Origin of the sequence: Mycobacterium sp. 852002-51613_SCH5001154 (assembly GCF_001667425.1) — a bacterium.
GTDB lineage: Bacteria > Actinomycetota > Actinomycetes > Mycobacteriales > Mycobacteriaceae > Mycobacterium.
On the sequence record NZ_LZII01000052.1, the window covers coordinates 107,882 to 134,003 of the forward strand.

Consider the following 26,122-nt stretch of genomic DNA (forward strand, 5'->3'; position numbering starts at 1 on the left):
GGCCGCTTGGCTCAGGCCGATGCCTCGGGCGAGCGGCGGCGTCGCCCCATGGCCCGCAGGCGTGCCGGGCTCAGCTGCCGCGGGTCCATGTGCCGCGTCATCGGGTAGAAGCAGAGCCCGACGAGGATCGAGGTGAAGTGCCCGATCGCGGTGAAGTTCAGCTCAATCCGGTCCATCGCGATCAACGGGAAGCCGAAGATGATGAACAGGACGCCCAGGTAACCCCAGCGCCACGGGCGAGCGATGTGATAAGCGAGCACGGCCATCACCCCGACCAGGAAGTAGCTCACGCCGATGTCGCGGGCGTGCACCAGCCGTTCCGACGCGTCGTGTTGCTCGATCGCGAGGTAGAGCAGCCCCTCACTGAAATATGTGGACAGGATGTGGGCGCTCAATCCCACTGTGAGCCAGCGCAATTGGCCCAGCCAGTGTTCGGCCGGGGCCAGGAACAACGAGAACAGGATCAGATACGGCGCCAGGTTGTCGCCGTCGATCCACAGCAGGCTGGAAAACAGGACATCGAGCGGGTCCCGCGCCAACCCGTGGATGTTGGTGGAATGGTGCATCAGCATCGAGTGCAGTTGCCGCCGGGGCAGCCAGTGCTGGGCGAGCGTCGTGACCAGCAGCACGAGCAGCCACCCGTACGTCAGCGGCGCGTGGCTGACGTAGTGCCAGACCGCGAGCCCCATGCTGCGCAGTCGGGACCGCACCGGTGCTTTCGTCACGTCATTACCTTCGCACGCGGACCGTCACGCTGCTTCACCTAAGCGGCGGGCGCGCCGGGCTGAGGGGCATCTGGTCGCAAATGCCGCCACCAGCAGGCGATGTAGAGCAGCATCGAGATCACCAACACGACCAGCACCCAGAGAACGATGGTGATGTCGATCCAACCGCCAAATGGCGGCGAACCCGGAAGTGCGTTGCGCAACGGCACCACCGCGAAAAGCATTGCCGCGTACCAGGTTGTCATCGGCGGCTGAAACTTTCGCCGGTCACGCAGCGTCTGGACCGCAACGAATAGACCGAGCGCGGCAATGGCGATGAGCACACCGCAGATGACGATGCCGAACGCCGCTGCGCTCAGGGACCGCTGCAGAGTCACTCGGTACGGACCGAGCCCGCCGCCGTTACTGGCGGTGACCTGCCAGCCGGGTAGGTGGTTCACGAACGTGGCGGGCAAGCGCTCGGGAACGCCACCTTCGCCGCCGTGCAGAAGTTCCACCTCGATCGGCCCCGAATCGTAGTGATCGAAGGGCCATCGTTCGATTTCACCCGCGATGGTCACCGGGACGGGGAACACGCCGGGGAGCATGCCCTTGGTCCAGGTCCGGCGGGTGGGTGTCGCCGCGGATCTGACCCAGAGGCTGAGGTCTTCGTTGAGGTGCTGGGTCTGCGGATCCAGCAGCGCCGATCCGGGTGAAATCGCCAAGTTGATAACAAGGACGCTGTAATTCGACTGAATGTCTTCGACCGAAAAGGTCGCCGTACTGGTATCGCCTCCAGCGGGAACCTCCGCCCGGTGATGCACCGTACGGCTTTGGGCGTACAGCGCCACCGACGCGACGTATGCCGCAACGATCGACACGATGAGACCTACCACGGCGAACCTCATGACTACTCCCCCACTGACCTGCCCATGAGCGGCTAAGTTCAACTCGATGGCGACGGCGCCGGATTCGGCGGCGCACCAACAACCTCGGGCCGTAGATGCCGCCACCAGCACATGATGTAGAGCAGCATGGACACCACCAGGACGACGAGCACCCACAACACGAGCGTGATGTCGATCCACCCGCCGAATGGCGGCGAACCCGGAAGCGCGTTCCGCAACGGCACCACCGCAAAGAGCATCGCCGCATACCACGTCGTCATCGGCGGCTGGAACTTCCGCCGGTCACGCACCGTCTGAACGGCGACGAAGAGGCCCAGGGCGGCGATGGCGACGAGCACACCGCAGATGACGATGCCGAACCCCGCCGCGCTGAGCGAACGGTGCACGCTCACCTGATAGGGGCCGGACCCCTCGGTGGTCACCCGCCAACCGGAGAGGTGGTTCACGATGGTCACCGGCACACGTTCGGGCACGTTCCCGGGGCCGTGCATGAGCTCGATCTCGACCGGCCCGGAACCGTAGTGGTCGAAGGGCCAATTCTCGATCTCACCCGCGATGGTGAGCGGGACGGGGAAGACACCGGGCAGCATGCCCTTGGTCCACGTGCGACGGGTCGGTGTTGCCACGGATCGCACTCGAAGGCTGAGGTCCTCGTTGAGGTGCTGCGTCTGCGGGTCCAGCAGCGCCGATCCCGGCGAGATGGATAGGTTGGCCATCAGCACGCTGTAGTTCGACTGAATGTCTTCGATGACCAACGTGGCCGTGCTCCGGTCACCGCCGGCCGGGATGTTCGGGTGGTGGTGACCTCCGCTGTTGGCGTATAGCGCGACCGACGCGACGTACGCCCCAACGACGCCCACGATCAAAGCGATGATTCCGTATCTCACGACGCCCCCTGCCCGAACTGGCCCCCGAGGCCATCTAACGGATGAATCGCTTGCCCACGGGGCAATGTAGTTGAACGGCTGGCGGAAACGTCTTGAAACGGAAGGAAGTCGATTCAAGTACCGAAGGTCAGCCCGTCGGCGCCGGGACCGGCTCCGGCGGCGGGGCGGCGGCGACCTCAGGGACCTCAGGCCTGAGATGCCGCCACCAGCAGGCGATGTAGAGCAGCATCGCTACCACGAGCGCGACGATCACCCACAGCACGATGGTCACATCGATCCACGCCCCGAATGGGGGCGAGCCGGGAAGCGCATTGCGCAGGGGTACCACCGCGAAGAGCATCGCCGCATACCACGTCGTCATCGGCGGCTGGAACTTTCGCCGGTCACGCATCGTCTGAATGGCCACGATCAGGCCCAGGGCGGCGATGGCGATGAGCACGCCGCAAATCACGATCCCGAACACCGCGGTACTCGGCGCGCGGCGCACGCTCAGTCGGTACCCCTCGTGGCCGGCGAACTTGGTGGCGGAAACCTTGAATCCGGGCAAGTGGTCGATGAGCCGCACCGGAATGAGTTCCGGCGGTTTCGTCGTATCGCCACCATGGAACAACTGCACCTCGATCGGTCCCGAGGTGTAGTTGTCGAACGGCCAACGCTCGACGTGGCCCGCAATGGTCAGCGGGAGCGGAAAGACGCCGGGAAGCATGCCTTTCGTGTAGTCGCGTCGGCTGGGCTGGGCCGACGACCTGACGCGCACCATGAGGTCTTCATTTAGACGGTGGGTGACCGGATCCAACATCGCGGGTCCGGGTGCCACAGCCACGTTGACAACCACCGCGCTGAAGTTCGACTGCATCTCCTCCGCGGTCAAAGTCGCCATGGTCTGGGCGGCCGTCTCCGCGTTGTCGCTCAGTGTGCCGGCCGAAACCGCTTCCACCGTGTTCTGGTAGAGCCCGACCAACGCGACGTAGGTCCCGACGATGAGCACGACGATGCCCACCGCGGCGAATCTTCTGGCCGCCGACCGCATGCTTCTCCTACCGCTATGGAAGGCTTGTTTCCCCAGGGCAATCTAACGGAACCGCGGCGGGTCTGGCGGCGATACAGCCGAAGCGACTGACTATTCGACGGTGACGGACTTGGCCAGGTTTCGCGGCTTGTCGACGTCGTAACCGCGGGCCTGGGCAACCGACGCGGCGAACACCTGAAGCGGGATGGTCGACAGCAGCGGCTGCAAAAGGGTTGATACCGATGGGATTTCGATCAGGTGGTCAGCATAGGGCCGCACCGTGTCGTCGCCTTCTTCGGCGATCACGATGGTGACCGCGCCGCGGGCCTGGATCTCGCGGATGTTGGACAGCAGCTTGGAATGCAACGTGGCCTGCCCCTTGGGCGAGGGCATGACGACGATGACGGGCAGGTCGTCCTCGATCAGCGCGATGGGCCCGTGCTTGAGCTCGCCGGCGGCGAATCCCTCGGCGTGCATGTAGGCCAGTTCCTTGAGCTTCAGCGCGCCTTCCAGCGCCACCGGGTAGCCGACGTGGCGCCCGAGGAACAACACGGTCGAGGACTGCGCGAACCGGTACGCCAGGGCGGCCACCGGCTCGATCATCGCGAGCACCCGCGCGACCAGGTCCGGCATGGCTTCCAGCTCCTGGTACTCCCGCTCGACCTCGTCGGGGTACTTGGTGCCGCGCGCCTGCGCCAGCGCCAGCCCGACCAGATAGTTGGCGGCGATCTGCGCCAGGAACGTCTTGGTCGACGCGACGCCGATCTCGGGACCGGCGCGGGTGTAGAGCACCGCGTCGCATTCGCGGGGAATCTGCGAGCCGTTGGTGTTGCAGATCGCCAGCACCTTGGCCTTCTGCTCCTTGGCGTGCCGGACGGCTTCCAGGGTGTCGGCGGTCTCCCCCGATTGCGAAATGGCGATGACGAGCGTGCTGCGGTCCAGAACCGGGTCACGGTAGCGGAATTCGCTCGCCAGCTCCACCTCGACGGGCAACCGCGTCCAGTGCTCGATGGCGTACTTGGCCAGCAGCCCGGAGTGGTACGCGGTGCCGCAGGCGACGATGAACACCTTGTCGATCTCGCGCAGTTCCTGGTCGGAGAGCCGCTGCTCGTCGAGCACGATCCGGCCGTCGACGAAATGCCCGAGCAAGGTGTCGGCCACGGCGGCGGGCTGCTCGGCGATCTCCTTGAGCATGAAGTACTCGTAGCCGCCCTTTTCCGCGGCGGCCAGGTCCCAGTCGATGTGAAACTCGCGGTACTCGACGTCGGGGTTGCCGTCGAAGTCGGTGATCCGGTAGCCGTCCGCGGTGATCACCACGGCCTGGTCCTGGCCGAGTTCGATGGCGTCGCGGGTGTGCGGGATGAACGCGGCCACGTCGGAGCCGACGAACATCTCGCCGTCGCCGATCCCGATCACCAGCGGCGTGGACCGGCGGGCGGCCACGATGGTGCCGGGCTCGTCGGCGTTGGTGAACACCAGGGTGAAGTGGCCCTCCAGCCGCCGCAGCACCGATAGCACCGAGGCGGCGAAGTCACCCGCGGTCTCGCCGTGCAGGTAGGCCCGCGCCACCAGGTGCACCGCCACCTCGGTGTCGGTGTCGCTGGCGAATTCCACGCCCAGGGCCTCCAGCTCGTGGCGCAGGCTCGGGTAGTTCTCGATGATGCCGTTGTGGACGACGGCGATCTTGCCGGCGGCATCGCGGTGCGGGTGGGCGTTGCGGTCGGTGGGCCGCCCGTGGGTGGCCCAGCGAGTGTGGCCGAGGCCGGTCGTGCCGCCCAGCGACTCCGGCGGCATTTGTGCGACCGCTTCCTCCAGGTTCGCCAGCCGCCCGGCGCGGCGGCACACGGTGAGCGTCCCGGCGCCATTGACCAGTGCGATGCCCGACGAGTCGTAGCCCCGGTACTCCATCCGGCGCAGCGCATCCATCACGACCTTGCAGGCGGGCTGCTGCCCGACATAGCCGACGATTCCGCACATTCACACCAGGGTAGTGCAGCCGTCGGCCCGCCACGGCATGCCGACGCGAGCGTTAGGGCGCCCACCTGCGCGAAAGGCCCACATTGACCGCGCCTTACCGCCGCTGAGCTCCGATCGGAGCGCTATCCGGTGGGTGGTACGGCGGGACCCGAGCACCATTACTGGGACGGGGGCGGGTGGACGCCGTGGACCAATCCGCCCGGATTTCCATCGCAAGGACGCTGACGGTCCACTTCATGCCGTCTTCATAAACGGTAGAAACGTTTTCACCTGATGTATTTGTGGCGTTTTCGTCTGCGCCATCGATCCAGCAAGCCAGCTACCTAGAATTCTGCTTATCGGCCATGACTGGCAACCGCCGAAGCCAGCAGAAAGGACAGCTTGTTGACGCCCGCTTGATCCTCGCTACCTGGTAAATCGCAGGATTTGCCGGTGCTCATGCGCGCAGCGCGACCAAATCTTTTCAAGAATAATTGTTTATGACTGACATCAAAGCCGATAGTCCAGCTACCCGGTAAGCAAGTTTCAAACCCTGCCGTTAATTCGATTGTGAACAGGCAAGTAAACCGCCGGATAGATAAACGTTCATAAGTGTTAATCCGAAATTTTTGTAGCCTTCTTCAAGGGGAGAATCATGACCGCGGTTCTGTTCGACGATGTGGTGACTACTTCGCCTGCGGCCAGCTTGACGCTGGCGCCGGCACCGAGACCGGCAGCCAAGCGGCGCCGGCGCGAGCCGATCGGTGGTGGCGACCCAATGGTGGACGCGGCCGCCCGGTTGCTGAGCATCCCCCTACGCCAGGTGTATGCGGTGCTCTGGCGGGTGGGCGTGATCGAGGTCAGGGCCTGAGCGCGATGCGCTAACGTCGACGAGTGGCCCGCACCCGCAAGCTCGTCGCAGCCCTCAGCCGCCGTGGCCCGCATCGCGTTTTGCGCGGTGACCTGGCGTTTGCCGGTTTGCCGGGGGTGGTGTACACGCCGGAGGAAGGGCTGAATCTGCCCGGGATCGCTTTCGGTCACGACTGGCTCACCAAGGCCGGCAACTATTCGGGTCTGCTCGAGCATCTCGCTTCGTGGGGCATCGTGGCCGGCGCTCCCGACACCGAGCGCGGGCTGGCCCCGTCCGTCCTGAACTTCGCCTTCGACCTCGGCACCGCGCTCGACATCGTGTCCGGTGTGCGGCTCGGGCCGGGCAAGATCAGCGTGCATCCGGCGAAGCTCGGCGTGGCCGGGCACGGTTTCGGCGGTTCGGCCGCGGTGTTCGCGGCGGCCGGCATGCCGAACAAACTGGCCGCGGCGGCGGCGCTGTTTCCCGCCGTCACCAGCCCCCCGGCCGAGGCCCCGGCGACGACGCTGAAGCTCCCCGGGCTGATCTTGACCGCTCCGGGGGATCCGCAGTCGCTGACGTCCAACGCCCTGTCGCTGTCGCGCGCATGGGACGCTGCCACGCTGCGCATCGTCAGCAAGGCCCAACCGGGCGGACTCGCGGAGGGCCGGCGGTTGACCAAGGTGTTCGGCCTGGCCTGCCCGCACCGGCGCACGCAGCGCACGGTCCGCGCACTGCTCACCGGCTACCTGCTCTACACGCTGGGCGGCGACAAGACCTACCGCGACTTCGCCGATCCCGACGCCCACCTGCCCAAGACGGATCCGCTGGATCCCGAGGCCCCGCCGGTCGCCCTGGAAGAGAAGATCGTCGCGCTGTTGAAGTGATGCGGTAACCGGGCACCTCGGCGGCTGAAGTTCCCGAGCCCGCGCGGCGCGCGGGTGCCGCCGTGGTATCTGTCGTGGATGCGCATCGGGATCGCTCTGGATTATTCGGGCGGCTTTCACCAGGCCGTGGACCGCGTCGTCGAACTCGAGAAGGCCGGCATCGACATCGCCGTGGTGGCCGAGGCGTACGCCTTCGACGCGGTGAGCCAGCTCGGGTACCTGGCGGCCAAGACGAACACCGTCGAGTTGGCCTCGGGGGTGCTGCCCATCTACATCCGCACGCCCTCGCTGCTGGCGATGACGGCCGCGGGGCTGGACTTCGTGTCCGACGGGCGCTTCCGGCTGGGAATCGGCACGTCCGGGCCGCAGGTGATCGAGGGCTTCCACGGCGTCGAGTTCGACGCGCCGCTGGGCCGCACCCGCGAGATCGTGGAGATCTGCCGGAAGGTGTGGCGCCGGGAACGGCTGCAGCACAACGGCAAGCACTACCAGATTCCGTTGCCGCCCGACCGCGGAACGGGGCTGGGCAAGGCCCTTCAGCTAATCAATCATCCTGTGCGCGAACGCATTCCCATCACGATCGCCGCGCTGGGCCCGAAGAATGTCGAGCTCACCGCCGAGATCGCCGAAGGCTGGCAGCCCGTCTTCTATCTCCCGGACAAGGCCGCATCGGTGTGGGGCGATGCGCTGGCGGCCGGTGCGGCCAAGCGGGATCCGGCGCTGGGGCCGCTGGACGTCATGGTGCACGCGTCGGTGGCCATCGGCGACGACGTCGACGAGCGGCTGGCGTGGGTCAAGCCGCAGCTCGGCCTGTACCTCGGCGGTATGGGCGCCAAGGGCCGCAATTTCTATCACGCCCTGGCGACGCGTTACGGGTTCGGCGAGGTCGCCGACCGCATCCAGGAGCTGTACCTGTCCGGCCGTAAGCGAGAGGCCATCGATACGGTGCCCGACGAATTGGTGCGCGGCATGTCGCTGGTCGGCCCTCGCGGATACGTCGCCGAACGCCTGGCCGCCTTCGCCGAGGCCGGGGTGACGACGCTGTTGCTCAGCCCGCTGGCCACCGATCGCGCCGAATCCTTGCGCTTCGTCGAGGACGTGCTGCGGCTGCGCCCGGCCTGAGCCGTCACTGCCCCGCCTGCGGCAGCTGGTCCGCGGCGATCTCGCAGGGCGTCTTGCCCTCGGTGGCCGGAGGCGCCGGCTCGCCCGTCGCTGGAGCGGCCACCGGTGCGGGTGCGTCGACCGGCGCGGGTGCGTCGACCGGCGGGGCAGCCGGTGGTGGCGGATCCGCGGGTGCCGACGCATCGACCGGCATCGGCGCGTCGACCGGTTGAACCGCCGCGTCGGGCTTGGCTTCCTCGGCCTCCTCGACATCTTCCGTTTTCGCGGGCTCGTCGTCCTTGTCGTCGGTGCCGTCCGTTTCGTCGGCCTCGAAGGGGTCCTCGTCGAACGTGGTTCCGTCGCCGAAGGGATCGGCGGCGCCCGCCTCGTCGCCGGCCGAGCCGAGCAGACCGCCGACCGCGTCGACGATCCTGCTGGCCAACCCGAGGAGACCGGCACCACCGCCGCCGAGCCCACCGCCCAGATCGCCCGCCGGCATGCCGGCGCCGTCCCCCAGCGCGGTGCCCCAGTCCGGCTGCGGCGCGGCCGGGACCGGAGCCGGCGCGAGCGTCGCCGCGGTCGGTGCCGGATCCGCCGGCGGGCTCGGAGCCGGATCCGCCGGCGGGCTCGGGACCGCCACGGCCGCCGGCGTGACCGCGACGGGCGGTGCGCTGGACACGGACGGCCGCAACGGTTGATAGCCGGGCCCGAGATCACCGGGGGCTTCGAAGCGCGCCGCCCGCGCGGTGGCCATTCTGTCGGTGACCATGTCGTAGGAGGTCGCCACACCGTCGCGCGTCGAGCGCATCGTGGTCAGCCAGTCGTCGCGAATCTCATTGTCCACGTAGGGCATTACCTGCCCGCGCACAACCTCTTCGGCGGCTTGGCGATCGCCCACCCCGGCCGTGACCGCGGCGGAGGCCGCCAACCACGCCGGCCGCTGCACCTGCGTGCGGTCGTCGACGGCGATGGTGGTCGCAACCTTCGTGTCGACCAGGTACCACAGGTTGTCACGCAGGGATTCACACCGTTGGGCCGCCGCACGCAGTTCCGTGGCCAGGGCGCTGGCCGTATCGCAGTGGCGCTCCAGGAACCGCGCCGCGGCGTCCCCGCCCGGCCCGGTCCACGCCGCGGCCAGCTCGGCCGCCTGGGCGCGCTGTATCCGCAGGGCTTCCATGACCGCCTCGCCCGCCGCCCGCAGTTCGGCGCAGTCGCGGTCGAGGGCGCGCAGGTCCAGGCCGTCTTCGGTGTCGTACCAGTCGCGGACCTGGGCGAGGTGCGCCGTCAGGTCGGGATGGTGGTAGCCCACGACGTGGCAGGCCTGCACATAACTCTGGGTGTGCTCGACGGCGGGCAAACCCTCGGCGAGGCGTTCCGCGACGTCCAGCCGGTCGGCCATGATCAGGCGATCCGCGCCGCGGCATACCGTTCGGCGTCGGCGTAGCGGTCGGCGCTGGCCCGCAGGGCAGCGGCGATCTCGACCGACGCGCGCGACCACTGCGCTACCTCGGTGGCCAGGCGCTCCAGCTCGACCCGCAGCGCCTCGCCGCGCGCGGTGTGCGCCCGCCCCGCGCTGGGCCCGCCGAAAGCCAATCGGCCCAGCTGATCGCTGAGGGCGCGGTCGATGATGTCGGCGGCGGTGCTGAACTGGTCGGCGATGCGGTGCGTCGCCGGGACGTCGATCTCGGTACGCGCCACGGTGGCGGGTCGTACTCCCCTGTCGAATCTCATGCCTACTCCGACGCCCGGGAACGCCCGGTGGTTCCGGCCGCAATCAACGCACGCGCTGACCACCTCCCAGATGCGGTGGGCGACGCGGCCTCGGTAGCTTCCACCGTGAAGCGATGAGGGGCTTGATTTTCAACGGGCGCAGCAGGATTCGGTGACTGGGTCGGCTTTGGCGCCTATCACCCGCGCGCCGGCCGGACGATACCAGCGCGATATCGAAATTGGTTGAGGCTGAGCAGGATTGACTGCCCTCCTCACGAGTTCGGGCTGGGAGCCGGCCAGCCGGGAGACGGCGGCAGGGTGGGAAAGTCGATGCGGGGATATTCACCGCCGCGGATGAGTTCGGGGTGTGGGGGCGCTTTGGAACGACAGGCATCAGTGTCCTGAGCGATACCAGGCCATTCGGATGCGAGCCCGGATTCGGCGAAGTAACCACCCTGATGGCCGGTGATCCTCCAACCGCCGAACACATCGGCCGACGGGGCGCGAGCCGGTCCCTGTTGGGCGGGCATTTGCGGGCCGGTGGCGGGCGCCGTCATCGTGATTCGCATCGGGTCGATGCCCGAATCGGGGGGTGGCTGGGCAATGTTCGGGGTGTATCCGTGCCCCTGTGCCTGCGCGGTGCCGAACAGATATTCACAGACCACCACCGTCACGTCACGGCCAGATGTCCCGATGGAAAGGATATGGGCCTGTTCGGTTCCCACCCAGGGATTTTCCGGCCTGCGGTCGGTCTTCGGCCACCGGAACCGGCTGCCGGTCGGGTTGTCGATCGACTTGTTGGGGTCTACCGCCTGCTTGAATCCCGGGTACAGGAATTTCTCGTCACCCGTCACGGAGGCCAGCAGGTAGGACTCGGTGTAGGCGCGGACCACCGCGGCGGGCGCGGTGGTGAGGTCGATACCCTGCTCCGCGCTCCACACCACGCTGAAGTCGGTCAGCGTCGGTGGCCAGCCGGCGGGCGTCGTGGACGTGGGCGACGCGGCCGGGCCGGGATGATTGCCCGAGGCGCAGCCGGTGACCAACGAGAGGGTTACCGTCGACAGTGCCGTGAAAGTGCGCAGTCCGCGCCGGATGCTCATCATTACTTCCCAGGGGGTTGCGGTACCCCGATGACGTTGTTGTAGCGATCGATCATGTATTGATCCGGCGACATCTTCTCATTCGGCGGCAGCTCAAGTGTCTGAGACAAGACGGGGCCGAGCACATTGTTGTATTGACCGGCGGTGAGATCGGGATGTTTGGCCTGCATCTCGTCGAGCGTCGCGATTCGCCCATTGGGGTGATCATGGTCGTAGACAAGATATTCGGGCGGCAATCCCGAGATGTGCTGGTTTGCCCCGAGCAGCGCATCGAGCATGTGTTCGTCGGCGTTCCCGATGTCCATGGGTTGGATCGGCGTTTGGCCCGGCGCTGTGGGCGCCGGCCCCAACATGTCGTTTTCGAGGTTATGCCCGACCATTCCGATCGTGGGTCCGGCGACTTTGCCCACCCCCGGGACCCAACCGCCGACCGTGCTGGCGGCCTGGACGCTGTCTTCGTAGGCCAGCTTCTTCGAGTCGTATTCCGAGAGTTGTTGGTGGTAACCGTTTTGTTCGTTCGCTTCGTAGGCATTGTGAGTCCCGACATCGACCAGCCCCCGCAACGTGGCGGCGTCGTAGAGCTGGTCGCTGTAACCGTCATGATGCGGATTCAGCGCGAACGAAGAGTCGTGCAGCAACGCCTGGGTGTACGCGTTCTTGTTGAAGTCCCGCGCCGCGGTGGGGTCGCTGTCCATCACCGAGAAGATGCCCTTGGCGAGAGGCAGTGCGCCGGAATGGACGTCACCGGTGCTGTCGAGCGGTTTACCGAATTCCGGCAGTCCATTGGATGTTCCGGCGATGTTGTTGACGTACGGGTCGAGGCCGTGGCCCATCGCTTGGACGAGGTTGGGGTTCACTTGCCCCAAGGTGTGGTTGCCCGGGAGATGCAGCAAGTCCGTGGACGCATGGTGGCCGACGTAATCCGCGTACGCGCGGGCGGTTTCACCGGCGATTTTGGCTTCCGGCCCCTGCGCGGCGTCGCCGGTCCAGGAGAACAGCGAACCGACCGCCTGGCCGTTGTCCTTCCAGGCGTGATGGGTCAGGTTCTGCAGGAACTTGTCGTGATCGCTGCCGGTCATGGTGTCGTGGACGACCTGGTGATCGGGCGACATCGCGGATAACACGTTGGACACCGTGGGGTCCATGGCGGGATCGCGCTCGACGTTTTGGCCCTGGCTGGCCGGGTCGTGCTGCCAGAGCGGGGTGTCCATCATGGCCCCGGCCTTGCGGACCATCGCCCGATCCAGATCGGTGTTCGTCTGGAAGGACTTGTCGCCGTCCTTGACGATGATGGCGATGTCGTTAGTTTGGCGCATGTATTCCAGGCCAGACGAATTCAGCGCCTGCTGAACACTTTCCGGCAGCTGCGCGGCCCCGCCTTTGACCGTGTCCGTCCCCTGTTTCGCACCGACCTGGAGTGGCGTCTTGGGGAACGTGAGGTTGGGGTTGCTCATCAACTGCCAGGAGTTGCCGATCATGCCCTTTTCGTCGCCGAGCCGTTGCTCGGCGGTGTTGAGCGCATCGATCGACATCCCGTGCTCTTGAGCTTGCAGCTGGCTCAACACCGACGCCTGCTCGGCGGTCAACGGCACCTTCCCGGCACGCTGGTCGGGCGTGATCGAGTTCAGCACCCCGTTCACGCGGGCGGCGGCCCCTTTATCACCCCCGAGCGCTCCCTTGACGTCTTGTTCGGCTTGCTCGGGCGTCTCGGCCTCGTGACCGTCGACACCGAGGACGTGGCCGGGGTCGTACCCGTCGTTCGCCAGGTTGGTCTGCGCCTGGTGTAGCGAGTCGGAGTAGTTGTGCCGTGTTGCCTGCAGCTGGTCGAGCGCGTCTTTGGTGTCGCTCACCGCGGAGGCTTTGAGCATCTTGATGATCGTGTGCAGCTCCTGCTGGCTCGCCGCGTCCGGGTGGTCCTGGAGATCTTTCATCGCCAGGTCGATCAGTTGATCGAGGTGCTCCAACTGGCCTTCCAAGGTGGCGATCTCTGCGGCGCCGCTTTTCTGCGCCTCGGCCAGCGCGGCGGCGATGTTTTCCAGGTCGGCGCCGATCTTGGGCAACTGTTCGGACTGGGCTCCCAGCGCCTGGGTCGTGCGCTGGACTTCGGCGGAGGCGTTGATCGGGTGATCCCCGTTCTGGCGATTCCAGGCCGCCTCGAATCGCTTGCGGGCTTGCTCGAAGGCATGGTCGGCCTCGGCAGTAGAGCGCCCGCCGCCATGAAAGGCGTTGGCCAGGTTGGAGATCTGCCCCGGCTGGCCCGCCTGCAGGGTCCGGTTGATCTCCCACGGATCACCGCCGGCCCCGGCCACCAGCTCCCCTTTGGTGAGATACTTCAGCTGCACCGCACCTCCACGCCGCGCCGCGATCGCCGGCCGACCGCTTTCTGCGCACGCCGACCAGCGAAGCGAACCCCGATTCGCCGCGCACCGCTACCGACGAGCATCCCCACCCCTTCCGCGCTGGCGACAAGATTACTGCCCCAGGCCTGGGGATCAATTCAGTCGAGATCGCCGGTGGCGTGGTAATGCACCCGGAGTCCGGCCGCAAGTCAGCGCGCGGAGCTGACCGCCTCGGCCACCCGATTCGCGACGCGCTGCGCGACGTCCGCCTCGGGGGCTTCCACCATGACCCGGATCAGGGGCTCGGTCCCCGACGGCCGCAACAGGATTCGGCCGGTGTCGCCGAGTTCGGCCTCGGCGTCGCCGACCGCGGGGCGCACCGCGGGCGCCGCGGCGGCGACGTCCTTGTCGGCGACGCGCACGTTGATCAGCACCTGCGGCAGCGTCTTCATCGGCGCGGCGAGCGTGGTCAGTGACGAGCCGGTCTGCACCATCCGGTTCATCAGGCGCAGCCCGGTGACGATGCCGTCCCCGGTGGAGCCCAGCGCGGGCATCACGATGTGGCCGGACTGCTCGCCGCCGAGGCTGTACTCGCCGGCCCGCAGTTCCTCGAGGACGTAGCGGTCACCGACGCCGGTGGTGCGCACGGTGATCCCGGCGGAGCGCATGGCAAGGTGCAGCCCGAGGTTGCTCATCACGGTGGCCACCAGCGTGTCCGAGGCCAGCTCGCCGGCGTCCCGCATCGCCAGCGCGAGCACGACCATGATCGCGTCGCCGTCGACGAGGTCGCCGTTGGCGTCGATGGCCAGGCAGCGGTCGGCGTCCCCGTCGTGGGCCAGGCCGAGGTCGGCCCGGTGCGCGATGACCGCCGAGCGCAGCGAGTCCAGGTGGGTGGAGCCGCAGTTGTCGTTGATGTTCAGCCCGTTGGGGTCGGCGTTGATCGCGATCACCCGGGCGCCGGCGGCGCGGTACGCCCGCGGCGCCACCGACGAGGCCGCGCCGTGCGCGCAGTCGACCACCACGGTCAGGCCGTCGAGCCGCAGCGTGCTGGCCTTGCTCAGGTGGCGCAGGTAGCGGTCGGCGGCGTCCTCGGCGTCGATGACGCGGCCGATGCCGGCGCCGACCGGGCGCAGCCCGGGTTCCGCCGTCACGAGCGCCTCGATCCGGTCCTCGGTGTCGTCGTCGAGCTTGCGGCCGCCGGGGCCGAAGATCTTGATGCCGTTGTCGGGCATCGGGTTGTGCGACGCCGAGATCATCACCCCGAAGTCGGCGTCATACGCGCCGGTCAGGTAGGCCACCGCCGGGGTGGGCAGCACCCCTACCCGCAGCGCGTCGACACCCTGGCTGGTCAGCCCGGCGATCACCGCGGCCTCCAGCATCTCGCCGCTGGCCCGGGGGTCGCGCCCGATCACGGCGACGCGCCGGCCCGGTCCGCCCGAGCTCGCCAGGTGCCGAGCGGCGGCGGCGCCCAGCGCCAGCGCCAGCTCGGCGGTCAACTCCCGATTGGCGACCCCGCGGACACCATCGGTGCCGAATAGTCGGCCCATGCGGACAAACCTCTCACAATCGACGGTTTAGCACCTAACGTGCCCGTTCTTTTCTGACCGAAACGGGGCGCGTTTGCGCGCAGACACGCCGAAGAAAGCGCGTGCCTTCCCCGTTTGAGGCCCCGTTGCGGCCAGAAAGTGATGGTTGATCAGCGCTTGCTGTACTGAGGCGCCTTGCGGGCCTTCTTCAGGCCGTACTTCTTGCGCTCGGTTGCGCGCGGGTCACGGGTGAGGAACCCGGCCTTCTTCAGCGCGGGCCGGTCCTCCGGCTGCGCCACGATCAGCGCCCGGGCGATGCCCAGACGCAGCGCACCGGCCTGGCCCGAGGGTCCGCCGCCGTGCAGCAGGGCGAAGATGTCGAAGCTCTCCGCCCGGTCGACCGTGACCAGCGGGGCCTTGATGAGCTGCTGGTGCACCTTGTTGGGGAAGTAGTCCTCCAGGCTGCGGCCGTTGAGGTCGAACTTGCCGGTGCCGGGGACCATGCGCACCCGCACCACGGCCTCCTTGCGGCGGCCGACGGTCTGGATGGGCCGGTCGAAGACGAAGGACTCGGCGGCCGCGGGGGCGGGCGCCTCGGCCGGAACGTCCGGGGTTTCCGGGGTGGCCGTGGTTTCCAGGGCCTCGGTCGTTTCGGTCACTGGGCCACCTGCTTGATCTCGTACGGAACCGGCTTCTGAGCGGCGTGCGGGTGCTCCGGGCCGGCGTAGACGTGGAGTTTGCGCTGGATCTGACGGCTGAGCTTGTTCTTGGGCAGCATGCCGACGATCGCCTTCTCGACGACGCGGTCGGGGTGCTTTTCCATCAGCTCGCCAGTGGTGCGCGAGTGCAGGCCGCCGGGATACCCCGAGTGGCGGTAAGCCAGCTTGTTCTGCAGTTTGTCGCCGGACAGGGCGACCTTGTCGGCGTTGATGACGATGACGAAGTCACCGCCATCGACATTGGGGGCGAACGTCGGCTTGTGCTTGCCGCGCAACAGGGTGGCTGCCGCGACGGCAAGGCGGCCAAGCACCACGTCCGTGGCGTCGATGACGTACCACGACCGCGTGGTGTCACCCGCCTTTGGCGCGTAGGTGGGCACAGCGCTTACCTTTTCTTTCTCGAGGTGGATCCCGGGTCGAGCCGGGTGCCGGTCAGGCGTTTGCGGTGGGGATATCTCGGCGACCGACATTGACCCGAGGCCCCGGCGTACCGCACGCCAACCGAGCAGCTTACCGACGGGTGTCCCCGCAGGTCAAAACGACTGTGTGGTCCCGACGGCTCTCCCCCACCGGGACCACACAGACGACTATGGGCGCGGCTACCCTCCCCAGACGTGGCCCGCCCGCCGATCGGCGTCCGCCACCTGGTCCGCGCCATCGCGCACCGCGTTTCCGAGATCTACCAATATCTCGTTGAGGGCGGTCGCGGCCTGGTGCCACTTCTGCTGCTCAACCTGGTAGGCGGCCGCAGCCTCACGGGTCCAGAGCTGCTGCAACGGGGCGATCTGCGACCTCAGTTCATCCAGCGCCGCGTTGAAGCGGGCCGATGTGGTGTGGATCTCCTGGCGAACCGAATACTCGATTTCGCCGAAGTCGTAGGAGAGCGCCGATTCCACGGATGGTCCTTTCGGTCAGAGTTGTCCGCCGGCGGCGGTGATGTGGCTTGCGTGGTCGTGGCCGGCCGCCTGCAGACTGGCCGCGTTGTGCCGAATGGTCTCGGCGATCGCGTGCAGGACGTGATAGAGCCGCAACGACTCGGCGTTCCAGCGATCCACCACGTCTTTGAACCGCCCAGCCGCGGCCCCGCCCCAGACCGATGGCGGCACTCCGCTCACGCGGCCGATGAACGCTTGCAGCATGGCCCGGATTTCCTCGTTGCGGGCGTCCGTCATGCCCGCAACGGACCGCATCAGGTCGAAATCGGCGTTTAGTGTGTTCGCTGCAGCCATATTGAGTTCGACCCTGACGACGCGCATTTGGTTCCACTCGATTCGCGATTCATCCGATGGCGTGGGCGGACCGCACGGCCTGCTCACAGGCCACCCGGACGGCGTCTTCCATCCCGGGCGGGCTCTGGCATCCGAGGCTGATCCGGACCGGGCCGTCCAGCAGCACCGTCCACCGCACGTGATGGCCGGCGCGGACCTCGCGGTACGTCACCGCCGTCCTGCCGGCGCTGGTCCCGGAGGGATTGAAATCGACAAACACACCTGCGGGCTCGGCGTCGATCGCGCGTTTCAACCGCTCGGCCGTGCCACTCAGCGTCTCGCCGACGACCGGCGACTGCGTGAGGTGCAACGCCACTTCGGGATCGGACGGGGAGGTGACCTGCACCCGCGCCGATCCCGGCCCGGCGACCACCCGCTGGGTGGGCCAATCCGCGGGCACCGTAACTGCGACCCGGCCTTCCACCAGGAATTTTGTCGGCACGGCTTCCGCCTGCGGCGGAATCACCGGGGCGTGCCGGTCCACGGTGACGACCGCCGGGGCCGCAGCGGCCAGCACCATGGCGGCCGCACCGAGGCCGCTCAGTGTCCGTGCGCGAGATCGGACACGATCGCCGGGTCCGCGCGACTCAGTCGGCTCGTCGTGATGGGACGCGACCGATCGGGCCAGCCGGGCCAGCCGGGCGTCGTCGATGCACACCACCGTCTGCCCGTTGCCGCGCGCGGCACCAGCGATCGACGCCGCAAGGGTCGCCGCCCCGGCCACGGCCCCAGGCGTGTCGATGAGGACAGTGACCGCGGGCGTGCCGGCGACGGTGGCCGCCACCTCGTCGGCGACAGGACGCGGTTGCGGCCGACGCGGTATGGCCACGACTTCGGCGCCACCGATCACCACCATCCGCTCGGTGATCTCCACGACCACCGTCGATTCCGCATCGGCACCGGCGGCCCGCGCCAGCAACCACGACCGGGGTCGCGCCAGCACGCGATCGAACACGGTCGCCGCTGCCGCGCTCACCATCCCGACACGCGACGACGACCACCAAGATGGATAGACCACGACGACGTCGTTGCCGCGCGCACAAGCCGCCGATCGCAGCGCGTCACGCCACAGCGAAGCAACGGCGACCGGGTGCTCGCCCACCACCGTGACCCGATCGTCTATGGCACCGAGCGCCGCCCCGACGATCTCGGACCTCTCGTGCTCGGCGACCGCGCTTGCCCCGCAACATAATCGGCGGACCGTGCCTGGCCCTGCTTCGATGACGATGCGATGTGCGTTCAAGGCGCACTCCAAGCCACCTGGACGAGCTGTTCGTCGCCCGCGCCGGTGTGCAGAACACCGCGTCCGGGCGGCAATAGCGCTGGGCGACCGGACCCGAACGGCACGTGCTCGCCGGGAGATCCGCTCATCATCAGTGTCGTGCAACCGAAATCACGTACGGCCGCGAGCAAGGGCTCGAATAACGCGCGCTCCGCCCCACCGCTGCGCCGCGTTATGAGCAGGTGCAGCCCCAGATCCGTCGCATACGGCAGATATTCGGTAATCGGCGCAAGCGGATTGCCTGCTGGGCCGGCGACCAGATCGTAATCGTCGACGACAAGGTAGATATCGGGCCCAGACCACCCCGACCCGGCTCGCGGCTGGGTCGGGGTGGCGTCGACCGGGGGCATTCGACGCCGCAACAGGTCGAGCAGGTCTGGCAGCATCCCGGCCAGGGAGCCCGGCGAGATGGCGTACGCCCCGAGATGCTCGGTCTCGACGACGCCGAGCAGCGAGCGCCGGAAATCGACGATCACGAGGTTCGCCTGCGCGTGGGTCTTCGTCCGGACTAACTCACGGCACAGTGTGCGTAATGTCGCGGTCTTGCCGCACCCCTTGTCGCCGAGCACGAGAAGATGGGCGTGCCGGTCGAATTCGCATGTCACCGGCTGCAGCCGATGCTCGTCGATGCCCAGGACGATGCGGTCGCCCACTCGGGTCACGACGGTGTCACGCTCTACTACCTTGGGCAGCACGGGTATTGGTGGCGCACGAAATTCGGTGGGACCGATCTCGGCCAGGGGTAAGGCCATCATCATGTGCGACCCGTCGCTGGAAAGACCGCGGCCCGGTTTGCCCTGGGGCACGTGTTGCGCCGCTTTTCGGTCCACCTCGGAATCGGCGGGATCACCTAATCGCAGCTCGATGCGGGTGCCGATTTGGTCCCGCAATGCGGGCCTGACCTCAGCCCACCGCGACGCCGACACCACCACGTGCACGCCGAACGAAAGACCCTGTGTCGCAATGGCGGTGACCGATGACTCCAGTATGGCGAATTGCTCACGTAGAGTCGCCCAACCGTCGACGAGAAGGAAGATGTCCCCGAAAGGATCGGTGTCGGGCGCCTTGCGCTGCGCCTGCAGCTGTCGGTATTCCGCCATCGACCCAATCCCGTGGACACTGAAGATGGCCTCCCGTGAACGGATAACCGACTCACATTCGGCAACGATCCGCGCCACGAGTCGCTGTTCGGCCCTTCCGGCGACCGCACCGACATGCTGGATTGTCCGTGTCGACGTCAGCGCCCCGCCGCCGAAGTCCAGGCAGTAGAACTGCACCTGCCGCGGGTCGTGTGTGGCTGCCAACGCTGTGATCAGCGTGCGCAGTGCCGTCGACTTGCCCGACTGCGGCGCGCCGACGACCGCCACATTGCCTGCGGCTCCTCGCAAATCGACCATCAGCGGTGTTCGGGACTGCTCGAAGGGCCGGTCGACGATGCCGAGCGGAACCGTCAGGGCTGCCGACCCGCGAGGAGCATCGCGAAGCACGGTGTGCAGCGCGGGCGCCGGGCCTAGCGGTGGCAGCCAGACTTGGTGCGCGGGCGGCCCGTGGCCGGACAACCGGTCCAGGACCGCGTGCACGGCCGTTCGCTCTGACGCCCCACCGGTCTCGATGGCGTGGATGATCTCGCCGACCCTCTGAGTCCCGAACGCGCGCACGGAAGGCTCAGACACGGGCGTCGCGGCCGGCGGACCGGCCGGCAGCGGTCCCGAAACGTATGCGGCGTGGAATCGGGTCAGCTCTCCGTCGCTCGTCCGCAGGTAACCCGCCCCAGGAATATTCGGCAGTTGATGGGCATCGAGTGTTCCCAGCACCGCGCGTGATTCACCGGCCGACAGGGTTTTCAGGCAGAGCCGATAGGACAGGTGGGCATCCAGCCCGCGCAGCCGACCCTCGTCGAGTCGTTGGCTAGCCAGCAACAGATGCATGCCCAAGGACCGGCCGAGCCGTCCGATCGCCACGAAAAGGTCGGCGAAATCCGGATGCTGGCTCAGCAACTCGGAAAACTCGTCGACAATGATGAACAAGGTAGGCAGAGTCGTCGATGCGGTGCCGTCCCCGCGCGCACGTTCGTACGCCGCGGCGCTGGCCACGCCCGACGCGCGCAAAAGCCTTTGCCGACGGTTCATTTCACCGGCCAAGGCGTCACGCATCCGGGCCACCAGCGGCGCATCGTCGGCAAGGTTGGTGATGACCGCCGCCACGTGCGGTGCCCGGGCGTAATCGAGAAACGTTGCTCCGCCTTTGAAGTCGACAAGCAGCAGATTGAGCACATCGGGCGGGTTTCGCGCGATCATCCCCAGTGCGATCGTGCGCAGTAGCTCAGACTTGCCCGACCCCGTGGCGCCGATGCAGAGCCCGTGTGGACCCATGCCGTTTTCCGCGGCCTCTTTGATATCCAGCTCCAGCCGCGCGCCATCAGCCCGGCTTCCGATCGGGACGCGGAGCCGATCGCGGTGGTCTTGGTTGTGCCACAATGCGACCGGATTGAAGCAGGACACCTCGTCGATGCCGATCAGGCTCGGCCAAGTCGCGGCGTTGTTGCCGCGAAAGGCCTTGCCGGCCCGGTACATCGCCAACCGGCGGGCACACACCAGCGCCTCCAAGGGGGCCAACCCGTCCGGCTCTGTCAGCGTCTGATCTTCACCTAACGGGCTTATCGTCACCGGTGCGCCGTCGCGGCCGCTACCGACTTCGACGACGGTCGCACCCGCGATTTCGGCGACGCTGTCACCCAGGTCGGTGATCACCACCGCGTGCGTCGACCGCACACCGGTGAGCGCGCTTCGCGCATCCCGCGCATTCCGATACACCATCCGCACGGCGCCCAACCCATCGGCCGCGCTCGGGTGTTGGTTGTGCGGCAACCATTTCAGCCACTCCCAGTGCCTACGGTTCCGGTCGCTGATCGCGGCGACGATCAGCAACTGATCGGGAGGGTGCAAGACGGCAAGCTGGCAAATCATCGCCCGCAGCGTTCCCCGCGCCGCGGTCTCGTCGCCGTCGATCGTCACACGTGGGATTCCCCGCAAGCCGATCGCGACCGGTCCGACGATCGTGGAATGAGCGCGCAGGAAGCGTTGCAGGGCGGTGGTGGTGACCGGGTCGGCAGGTTCGCTGGTCGGCGGGGCTACCAGCCGGGTGGCCAGCGGCTGGGTGCCGGTGCCGACTCGGACTAGGCAGAAGTCGGGGTCGGTCGCTCGGCGCTCCCACATTCGGGGGCCGCCGATCAATGTCCACAGCGTGTCGGGGTCGGGGTGACTCCATGCCAGCGAGGAACGCTGTGCTTCAGCGGTTTCGGTGACGGTTGCGCGTAGCTGACTGAGGTATCCGAGGTAGCGGAGGCGTTCGCCTTCGATGCCGCCGCCCTGGCGGCGCCCGCGCACAGCCATCGCTGTCACCAGCGACGAGGCCATCATCATGATCGGGAAGCCCAGGAACATGGGGGTACGGTTGCCGCCCAGCCCCGACCCGAATGCCGCCGCCATCGCACTCATTCCGGCGACGGCCAGGAGGGCCGGCAACATGCGCAGCAGGCCCGGTGTCGGCGAAGACGGCGGGGCGGGCGGCGGATCGACAGGGAGGTCAGCGGTGGCTACTGCCGGTGGCTGGCAACGCGCCACGGGCACGAAAACTCGGGTCATCTCGTCCCCTCCCTCGCGCGACCGTAGGCAGCACCGAGGGCCACGACAAGTCACCTGTGGACAGTCAGATACCCGGCGGCCGAAACCTGGCTATTTTGGGGGCAATCCGACTGAAGGGGGCACCATTGCCTGCGACCGATCCGGGGCTGCGCCGGGTGTCAATCCATTCCGGCGCCACCGCCACCGACGTGTCCCTACCGGCCGAGATTCCCATCGCCATACTGACCCCGTCGATCGTCGACCTCCTGAGGGTCCGTGACGGCGACGACGATCTGACCGCCAAGCGCTACCACCTTTCACTCCCTGGATACTCTGCTCTGGACCCGTCGAAGACGCTGGCGCAGAACGACATTGCAGATGGCGCAGTTCTGCTACTGAGCCAGCAGCCCGCCCCGCCACCCGTAACTCGTCACCACGACATCGCGGAGGCCGTGACGGAGGCGCTGGCGTCGGCTGCAGAACCTGGGACCGATGCCCGGAATCGACCGGCGGCCCGGCGCACCGGTACGGTCGCGGCGAGCTGCTCGATCGCCATCGGCGTGCTGGCGCTCATCCGAAATGCGCTCAGCGGCAACCCCGACCACGCGATCAACATGACGGTGGGCGTGGCGGCGGGCACGGGCCTGGTTGCGCTGCTGTCCGCTGTGGTTGTGCACCGGGCCTATCGGAATGCGGTCGCCGGGCTGGCGCTGAACGCGATGGCCACCGCGTTTGCGGCGCTCGCCGGTTTTCTGGCGGTACCCGGCCGCCCTGGCGTCTGCAATGTCTTGCTGGCCGCGACAGCGGCGACCATGACTTGCGTTTTGGCGATGCGGGCATCGGGTTGCGGAGTGGTCGCATTGACCGCCGTATCGTGCGTCACGACGGTGGTCGCCGTGGCCGCACTGGTGGGGCTGATCACCGCGGCCCCGCCGCGCGCCCTCGGCGCGGGCTCGGCGCTGGTGTCACTCGGCCTGCTTGGGGCCTCGGCGCGGGTTTCGATCGTGTTGGCGGGGTTATCGCCCCAGCTGTTGCCGCCATCGGACATGGACGAGGGCCAAGCAAGCGTGGCTCGCCTGACGGTGCAGGCGCGCCGCGCCGATGCGCGGTTGTCGAGCCTGCTTGCCGGATTCTCGGCATCGGCGGCCGTCGGTGCGGTCGTGACCGTGCTGGCCGGCGCATCGCGCCTGTCCTGCATGGCATTCGGCACTCTCACCGGCGCTTTGCTGCTCTTACGTGCGCGGTCCGGTGCCGGCATAAGGATGCAAACGTTCGCCATCGCGGGAATGGCGGTGGTGGGGACGACTTTCGGTGTGGCCGCCATGGGCACAACTGGCCACGGGCCGTGGGTCGCCGCCGCTGCGGCGACGCTGAGCGCCGCGGCGCTTTACCTCGGTTTTGCCGCTCCGACGATGTCGTTTTCGCCGATCGTTCGCCGCAGCTTCGATGCGTTGGAGTGGCTGGCACTGGTCGCGTTGGTCCCGTTGGCGTGCTGGATATGCGGACTCTATGGCGCAGTCCGGGAATTGAACCTCAAGTGAGGACGTCGCGCGTCGTCCGCCTCCTGCCGGTGTCTGCGCTGGCGTGGCTGACGGTGCTGGGGCTGCCAGTGGCCCAAGCGGTTCCGCCGCCTCAGGTCGACGACAGGTGGTTACCGAAGCCCGCACGGCCCGCACCCACGCGGCCGACGGTGCAACGCGAGGTTTGCGCGAAGTTGACGACGGGATCGGCGCCTGACCGGCTCGCTGACCTCCTCGATCTGTCGCGGGTCTGGCAGCTCACCCGCGGCACCGGCCAACGGGTCGCGGTCATCGACACCGGTGTCTCGCGGCATCCCCTGCTATCCGATGTGGTGCCGGGCGGGGATTATGTGTCCGGGGGCGACGGGACCCAGGATTGTGATGCGCACGGCACTCTGGTCGCCGGAATCATCGCTGCCACAGCGGATTCGGGTTCGGCTGGCGTTGCCCCCGGAGCCACCGTGATCAGCATCCGCCAGTCCAGCGCTAAGTTCTCCCCCGCCGATGACCGGTCCCGTGGGGGCGTCGGTGACGTCGACACCATGGCGAAGGCCGTCCGCACTGCCGCCGATCTCGGCGCCTCGGTGATCAACATCTCCTCGGTGGCCTGCGTTCCGGTCGCGTCGGCGCTCGACGATCGCGCACTGGGCGCCGCGCTGGCCTACGCCGTCGATGTCAAAAACGCCGTCATCGTGGCCGCGGCCGGCAACGCCGGCGGAGCTGCGCATTGCCCTCCCCAGCGCTCAGATGCCACCTGGGAGACGGCCACGGTTGCGGTCAGCCCGGCGTGGTACGACGACTTCGTGCTGACCGTCGGTTCGGTGGATCCTGAAGGGGCGCCGTCGGACTTCACCGTCGCAGGCCCCTGGGTGGACGTAGCGGCGCCCGGCGAGGCGGTGACGCCGCTCGGCTCGGAACCGGTGTCCGGCACCAGTTATGCCGCGCCAGTGGTCAGTGGGCTGGCCGCGCTGATCCGGGCGCGGTTCCCGGTGTTGACCGCGCGGCAAGTGATGCAGCGCATCGAGTCCACAGCCCATCACCCGCCCTCCGGTTGGGACCCGCTCGTGGGCAACGGCGCGATCGACGCGCTGGCGGCAATCAGCACCGATGCCGGTCCACCCGGGACCGTATCGAGGCCTGCCCCCGCGACGATCGCCGCGCCGCCGCCACCCGCGCCGCAGAACGCACACGCGCGGAACACCGCGTTGCGCGGCGTCGCGCTGTGCCTCGCCGCGCTGGGGGTTGCGCTGGCCGCCGGTGTGGCCAGGGGGCGACTACGGCACCCCCGCGACAACGTCACGGCCGATTGACGCCTTCTCTCTGCTCAGTTCCGGCCCGGCCGGAAGGGCCCCCAGTACGGGCCACGGCGCCGGGTTAGCCGCCGGTAGCCCGAGATCATGTGCGGCGTCGTCGTCGTGGATCGCGAACCGCACCCCGCTGTCGGTGACCAGGTACCGCGTACCGACTCGCACATAGGCGTTTCGGCCGGGCGGCATGTACACCGCGTCCAGTGCGGGGCCGGGGCCGTCGGCCTGGGACAACGTCACGGGTGCCTGACCGGCCGGTATCGGCAGCCGAGCGCCGGTCAGAAACGTGACGCCCGATCGGCCGGGTGGCGCCGGTTGCCACGAGACGCACAAAGCGCTGCCGTCCGACAGGGTGGGGGCCCGGTCGGGGAAGCCGGCGACCGGCAGCACATCGACGATCGGAGCGGCGCGAATCGCATCGGGCGCCACCGTGACGGCGTTAGCGGTGCCCTCGGAATTGCTGGAGCGCAGGAGGTCGGCGGCCACCTGTCCGATCCGCTGAACCCCGGCAGCGACCACCGCGTAATACTCGTCACCCCCAGACCGTGTGATGCGCACCACGCTGCCCACCGCGAAACCGGGTAGCGCGGACGCCTTGTCGCCGGCGCCTCGGATAAGGGGTGTCCTGATCGATGGGGCCTCGGGGATGGCGTTCAGCAACGCCGCGGAGACGCGTCGCGGTTTGCGGCCTTCCAGCCGAAGCGCGCGCACGACCCCGACGTCGGCGACGTCCACCACGGCCCGCTTCCCGTCGTAGAGCAGGTAGGCCGGCGAACCCGAGGCTGGCGCGACCAGTGCGGCCTGCCCGGAACCCAGTCGCCCGGCCGCCGCGTCGTCGGTGCGGCCCACAACAACCGTCGTCGTGCCGGCGCCGTCGGCGTCGGCGTCGCAGATCGTCCAGGCCGCTTCGTCCGCCGACAACGGATCACCGATGGAATGCGGCGCACCCGGGATACCCAGCAGCGGGCCGCGTTTGGCCCGGGCCAAGTCCGCTTCGGGCACCGGCCGGGGATTCGCCGCCACTGCCGCGATCAACCGCGCCGACGCCAGGTTCATGACGGGGTGCCAGGTATCGCCCACCCGTACGTACAGCGCCCCGGATTCTTGCCCCATCACCAGTTGGGCGCTGTCGAGCGCCGCCCGTGGCCGCAGCAAAGCAAGGAGCGCAGCCCCCGCGACGGCGACCGCCGCCAGCACGCACCCGATCGTCAGCGCCGCCGTCTGCGTACGCGAGCCGGCGCTGAGGGTGTGGATGTTCCCGCCCAGCAACGCGCACTCGACGCGACGCAGCAGGAATCGGTAGCCGCTGACGTGCAGCCACGTGGTGGGCTCACGCTGCACTGATTCCCCCAACCTGCGTAGTCGTTGCGCATACGCTAAATCGCCCGTCAGCGGGGGCGCTTAATTGATCCACAGGTCAGCGAACTTT

Annotated in this window: 22 protein-coding genes; 5 read left to right on the forward strand and 17 right to left on the reverse strand. The window is 67.9% G+C overall.

Annotation, left to right across the window (positions count from 1 at the left end; translation table 11 throughout):
- Window positions 1-11: 11 nt before the first annotated feature.
- From A5750_RS13615 to glmS, 5 genes are all read right to left on the reverse strand, one after another.
- Window positions 12-689 carry a rhomboid-like protein gene (locus A5750_RS13615; RefSeq protein ID WP_066945655.1) on the reverse strand — a complete coding sequence of 226 codons (678 nt, stop codon included), beginning with the start codon at window positions 687-689 and terminating at the stop codon, window positions 12-14.
- A gap of 74 nt (window positions 690-763) precedes the next feature.
- The gene (locus A5750_RS13620) at window positions 764-1,612 is read right to left on the reverse strand and encodes a DUF4436 domain-containing protein (protein ID WP_066945659.1); all 849 of its coding nucleotides are present in this window, start codon (window positions 1,610-1,612) and stop codon (window positions 764-766) included.
- 38 nt (window positions 1,613-1,650) lie between these two features.
- Window positions 1,651-2,499, reverse strand: a complete 849-nt coding sequence (locus A5750_RS13625; RefSeq protein WP_066945662.1) for a DUF4436 domain-containing protein — start codon at window positions 2,497-2,499, stop codon at window positions 1,651-1,653.
- 127 nt (window positions 2,500-2,626) lie between these two features.
- Window positions 2,627-3,529: a DUF4436 domain-containing protein gene (locus A5750_RS13630; protein WP_066945666.1), complete on the reverse strand. Its 903-nt coding sequence runs from the start codon at window positions 3,527-3,529 to the stop codon at window positions 2,627-2,629.
- 90 nt (window positions 3,530-3,619) lie between these two features.
- Window positions 3,620-5,485 carry a glutamine--fructose-6-phosphate transaminase (isomerizing) gene (gene glmS, locus A5750_RS13635; protein ID WP_067263405.1) on the reverse strand — a complete coding sequence of 622 codons (1,866 nt, stop codon included), beginning with the start codon at window positions 5,483-5,485 and terminating at the stop codon, window positions 3,620-3,622.
- A 634-nt stretch (window positions 5,486-6,119) separates the two neighbouring features.
- Here glmS and A5750_RS13640 point away from each other — a divergent pair.
- The 3 genes from A5750_RS13640 (at window position 6,120) to A5750_RS13650 (ending at window position 8,320) form a co-directional block, all read left to right on the forward strand.
- Window positions 6,120-6,335, forward strand: coding sequence for an Rv1535 family protein (locus tag A5750_RS13640; protein ID WP_066945672.1), 216 nt, complete (start codon window positions 6,120-6,122; stop codon window positions 6,333-6,335).
- Between the two features lie 23 nt (window positions 6,336-6,358).
- Window positions 6,359-7,198 (forward strand): alpha/beta hydrolase, encoded by an 840-nt coding sequence (locus A5750_RS13645; RefSeq protein WP_067263408.1) that lies wholly within the window; start codon window positions 6,359-6,361, stop codon window positions 7,196-7,198.
- Between the two features lie 78 nt (window positions 7,199-7,276).
- Window positions 7,277-8,320, forward strand: coding sequence for an LLM class F420-dependent oxidoreductase (locus tag A5750_RS13650; protein ID WP_066945950.1), 1,044 nt, complete (start codon window positions 7,277-7,279; stop codon window positions 8,318-8,320).
- 4 nt (window positions 8,321-8,324) lie between these two features.
- Here the strand turns inward: A5750_RS13650 and A5750_RS13655 are convergent, their stop codons facing one another.
- The 11 genes from A5750_RS13655 to eccCa form a co-directional block, all read right to left on the reverse strand.
- Window positions 8,325-9,698, reverse strand: coding sequence for a hypothetical protein (locus tag A5750_RS13655; RefSeq protein WP_067263410.1), 1,374 nt, complete (start codon window positions 9,696-9,698; stop codon window positions 8,325-8,327).
- A 2-nt stretch (window positions 9,699-9,700) separates the two neighbouring features.
- Window positions 9,701-10,030 carry a type VII secretion target gene (locus tag A5750_RS13660; RefSeq protein ID WP_067263412.1) on the reverse strand — a complete coding sequence of 110 codons (330 nt, stop codon included), beginning with the start codon at window positions 10,028-10,030 and terminating at the stop codon, window positions 9,701-9,703.
- Between the two features lie 251 nt (window positions 10,031-10,281).
- On the reverse strand, window positions 10,282-11,109 hold the full coding sequence (locus A5750_RS13665; protein WP_369829487.1) for a hypothetical protein: 828 nt from the start codon (window positions 11,107-11,109) through the stop codon (window positions 10,282-10,284).
- A gap of 2 nt (window positions 11,110-11,111) precedes the next feature.
- Window positions 11,112-13,451: a hypothetical protein gene (locus A5750_RS13670; RefSeq protein ID WP_067263415.1), complete on the reverse strand. Its 2,340-nt coding sequence runs from the start codon at window positions 13,449-13,451 to the stop codon at window positions 11,112-11,114.
- 206 nt (window positions 13,452-13,657) lie between these two features.
- On the reverse strand, window positions 13,658-14,995 hold the full coding sequence (gene glmM, locus A5750_RS13675; RefSeq protein WP_067263418.1) for a phosphoglucosamine mutase: 1,338 nt from the start codon (window positions 14,993-14,995) through the stop codon (window positions 13,658-13,660).
- A gap of 149 nt (window positions 14,996-15,144) precedes the next feature.
- A complete protein-coding gene (rpsI, locus tag A5750_RS13680) occupies window positions 15,145-15,612 on the reverse strand; it encodes a 30S ribosomal protein S9 (RefSeq protein WP_369817388.1) in 468 nt (155 codons plus the stop codon).
- 17 nt (window positions 15,613-15,629) lie between these two features.
- A complete protein-coding gene (rplM, locus tag A5750_RS13685; RefSeq protein ID WP_066945695.1) occupies window positions 15,630-16,073 on the reverse strand; it encodes a 50S ribosomal protein L13 in 444 nt (147 codons plus the stop codon).
- Window positions 16,074-16,292: 219 nt separating this feature from the next.
- The gene (locus A5750_RS13690) at window positions 16,293-16,589 is read right to left on the reverse strand and encodes a WXG100 family type VII secretion target (protein ID WP_066945698.1); all 297 of its coding nucleotides are present in this window, start codon (window positions 16,587-16,589) and stop codon (window positions 16,293-16,295) included.
- Window positions 16,590-16,604: 15 nt separating this feature from the next.
- A complete protein-coding gene (locus tag A5750_RS13695; RefSeq protein ID WP_066945961.1) occupies window positions 16,605-16,922 on the reverse strand; it encodes a WXG100 family type VII secretion target in 318 nt (105 codons plus the stop codon).
- A 49-nt stretch (window positions 16,923-16,971) separates the two neighbouring features.
- The gene (locus A5750_RS13700; RefSeq protein ID WP_066945958.1) at window positions 16,972-18,204 is read right to left on the reverse strand and encodes a type VII secretion-associated protein; all 1,233 of its coding nucleotides are present in this window, start codon (window positions 18,202-18,204) and stop codon (window positions 16,972-16,974) included.
- The gene (gene eccCa / locus A5750_RS13705; protein WP_067263421.1) at window positions 18,201-21,887 is read right to left on the reverse strand and encodes a type VII secretion protein EccCa; all 3,687 of its coding nucleotides are present in this window, start codon (window positions 21,885-21,887) and stop codon (window positions 18,201-18,203) included. Before eccCa ends, A5750_RS13700 begins: the two co-directional genes overlap by 4 nt.
- A gap of 125 nt (window positions 21,888-22,012) precedes the next feature.
- On the opposite strand from eccCa, the gene eccD reads away from it, so the two are divergent.
- Together eccD and mycP are read left to right on the forward strand one after the other, a co-directional pair.
- Complete coding sequence (gene eccD, locus A5750_RS13710) at window positions 22,013-23,407, forward strand: type VII secretion integral membrane protein EccD (RefSeq protein ID WP_067263424.1); 1,395 nt, start codon at window positions 22,013-22,015, stop codon at window positions 23,405-23,407.
- Window positions 23,404-24,696, forward strand: a complete 1,293-nt coding sequence (mycP, locus tag A5750_RS13715; RefSeq protein ID WP_067263427.1) for a type VII secretion-associated serine protease mycosin — start codon at window positions 23,404-23,406, stop codon at window positions 24,694-24,696. Before eccD ends, mycP begins: the two co-directional genes overlap by 4 nt.
- On the opposite strand, the gene eccB is transcribed toward mycP, so the two are convergent.
- The gene (gene eccB / locus A5750_RS13720) at window positions 24,661-26,034 is read right to left on the reverse strand and encodes a type VII secretion protein EccB (RefSeq protein WP_067263431.1); all 1,374 of its coding nucleotides are present in this window, start codon (window positions 26,032-26,034) and stop codon (window positions 24,661-24,663) included. The two genes, mycP and eccB, sit on opposite strands and share 36 nt — an antisense overlap.
- Window positions 26,035-26,122: the final 88 nt, after the last annotated feature.

Bases quoted from the DNA above. Each gene is read 5' to 3' on its own strand.
- A5750_RS13615 (WP_066945655.1), bottom strand. From the start codon at position 689: ATGGGGCTCGCGGTCTGGCACTACGTCAGCCACGCGCCGCTGACGTAC.
- A5750_RS13620 (WP_066945659.1), bottom strand. From the start codon at position 1,612: ATGAGGTTCGCCGTGGTAGGTCTCATCGTGTCGATCGTTGCGGCATAC.
- A5750_RS13630 (WP_066945666.1), bottom strand. From the start codon at position 3,529: ATGCGGTCGGCGGCCAGAAGATTCGCCGCGGTGGGCATCGTCGTGCTC.
- glmS (WP_067263405.1), bottom strand. From the start codon at position 5,485: ATGTGCGGAATCGTCGGCTATGTCGGGCAGCAGCCCGCCTGCAAGGTC.
- A5750_RS13640 (WP_066945672.1), top strand. From the start codon at position 6,120: ATGACCGCGGTTCTGTTCGACGATGTGGTGACTACTTCGCCTGCGGCC.
- A5750_RS13650 (WP_066945950.1), top strand. From the start codon at position 7,277: ATGCGCATCGGGATCGCTCTGGATTATTCGGGCGGCTTTCACCAGGCC.
- A5750_RS13655 (WP_067263410.1), bottom strand. From the start codon at position 9,698: ATGGCCGACCGGCTGGACGTCGCGGAACGCCTCGCCGAGGGTTTGCCC.
- A5750_RS13660 (WP_067263412.1), bottom strand. From the start codon at position 10,030: ATGAGATTCGACAGGGGAGTACGACCCGCCACCGTGGCGCGTACCGAG.
- A5750_RS13665 (WP_369829487.1), bottom strand. From the start codon at position 11,109: ATGAGCATCCGGCGCGGACTGCGCACTTTCACGGCACTGTCGACGGTA.
- glmM (WP_067263418.1), bottom strand. From the start codon at position 14,995: ATGGGCCGACTATTCGGCACCGATGGTGTCCGCGGGGTCGCCAATCGG.
- A5750_RS13695 (WP_066945961.1), bottom strand. From the start codon at position 16,922: ATGGCTGCAGCGAACACACTAAACGCCGATTTCGACCTGATGCGGTCC.
- eccCa (WP_067263421.1), bottom strand. From the start codon at position 21,887: ATGACCCGAGTTTTCGTGCCCGTGGCGCGTTGCCAGCCACCGGCAGTA.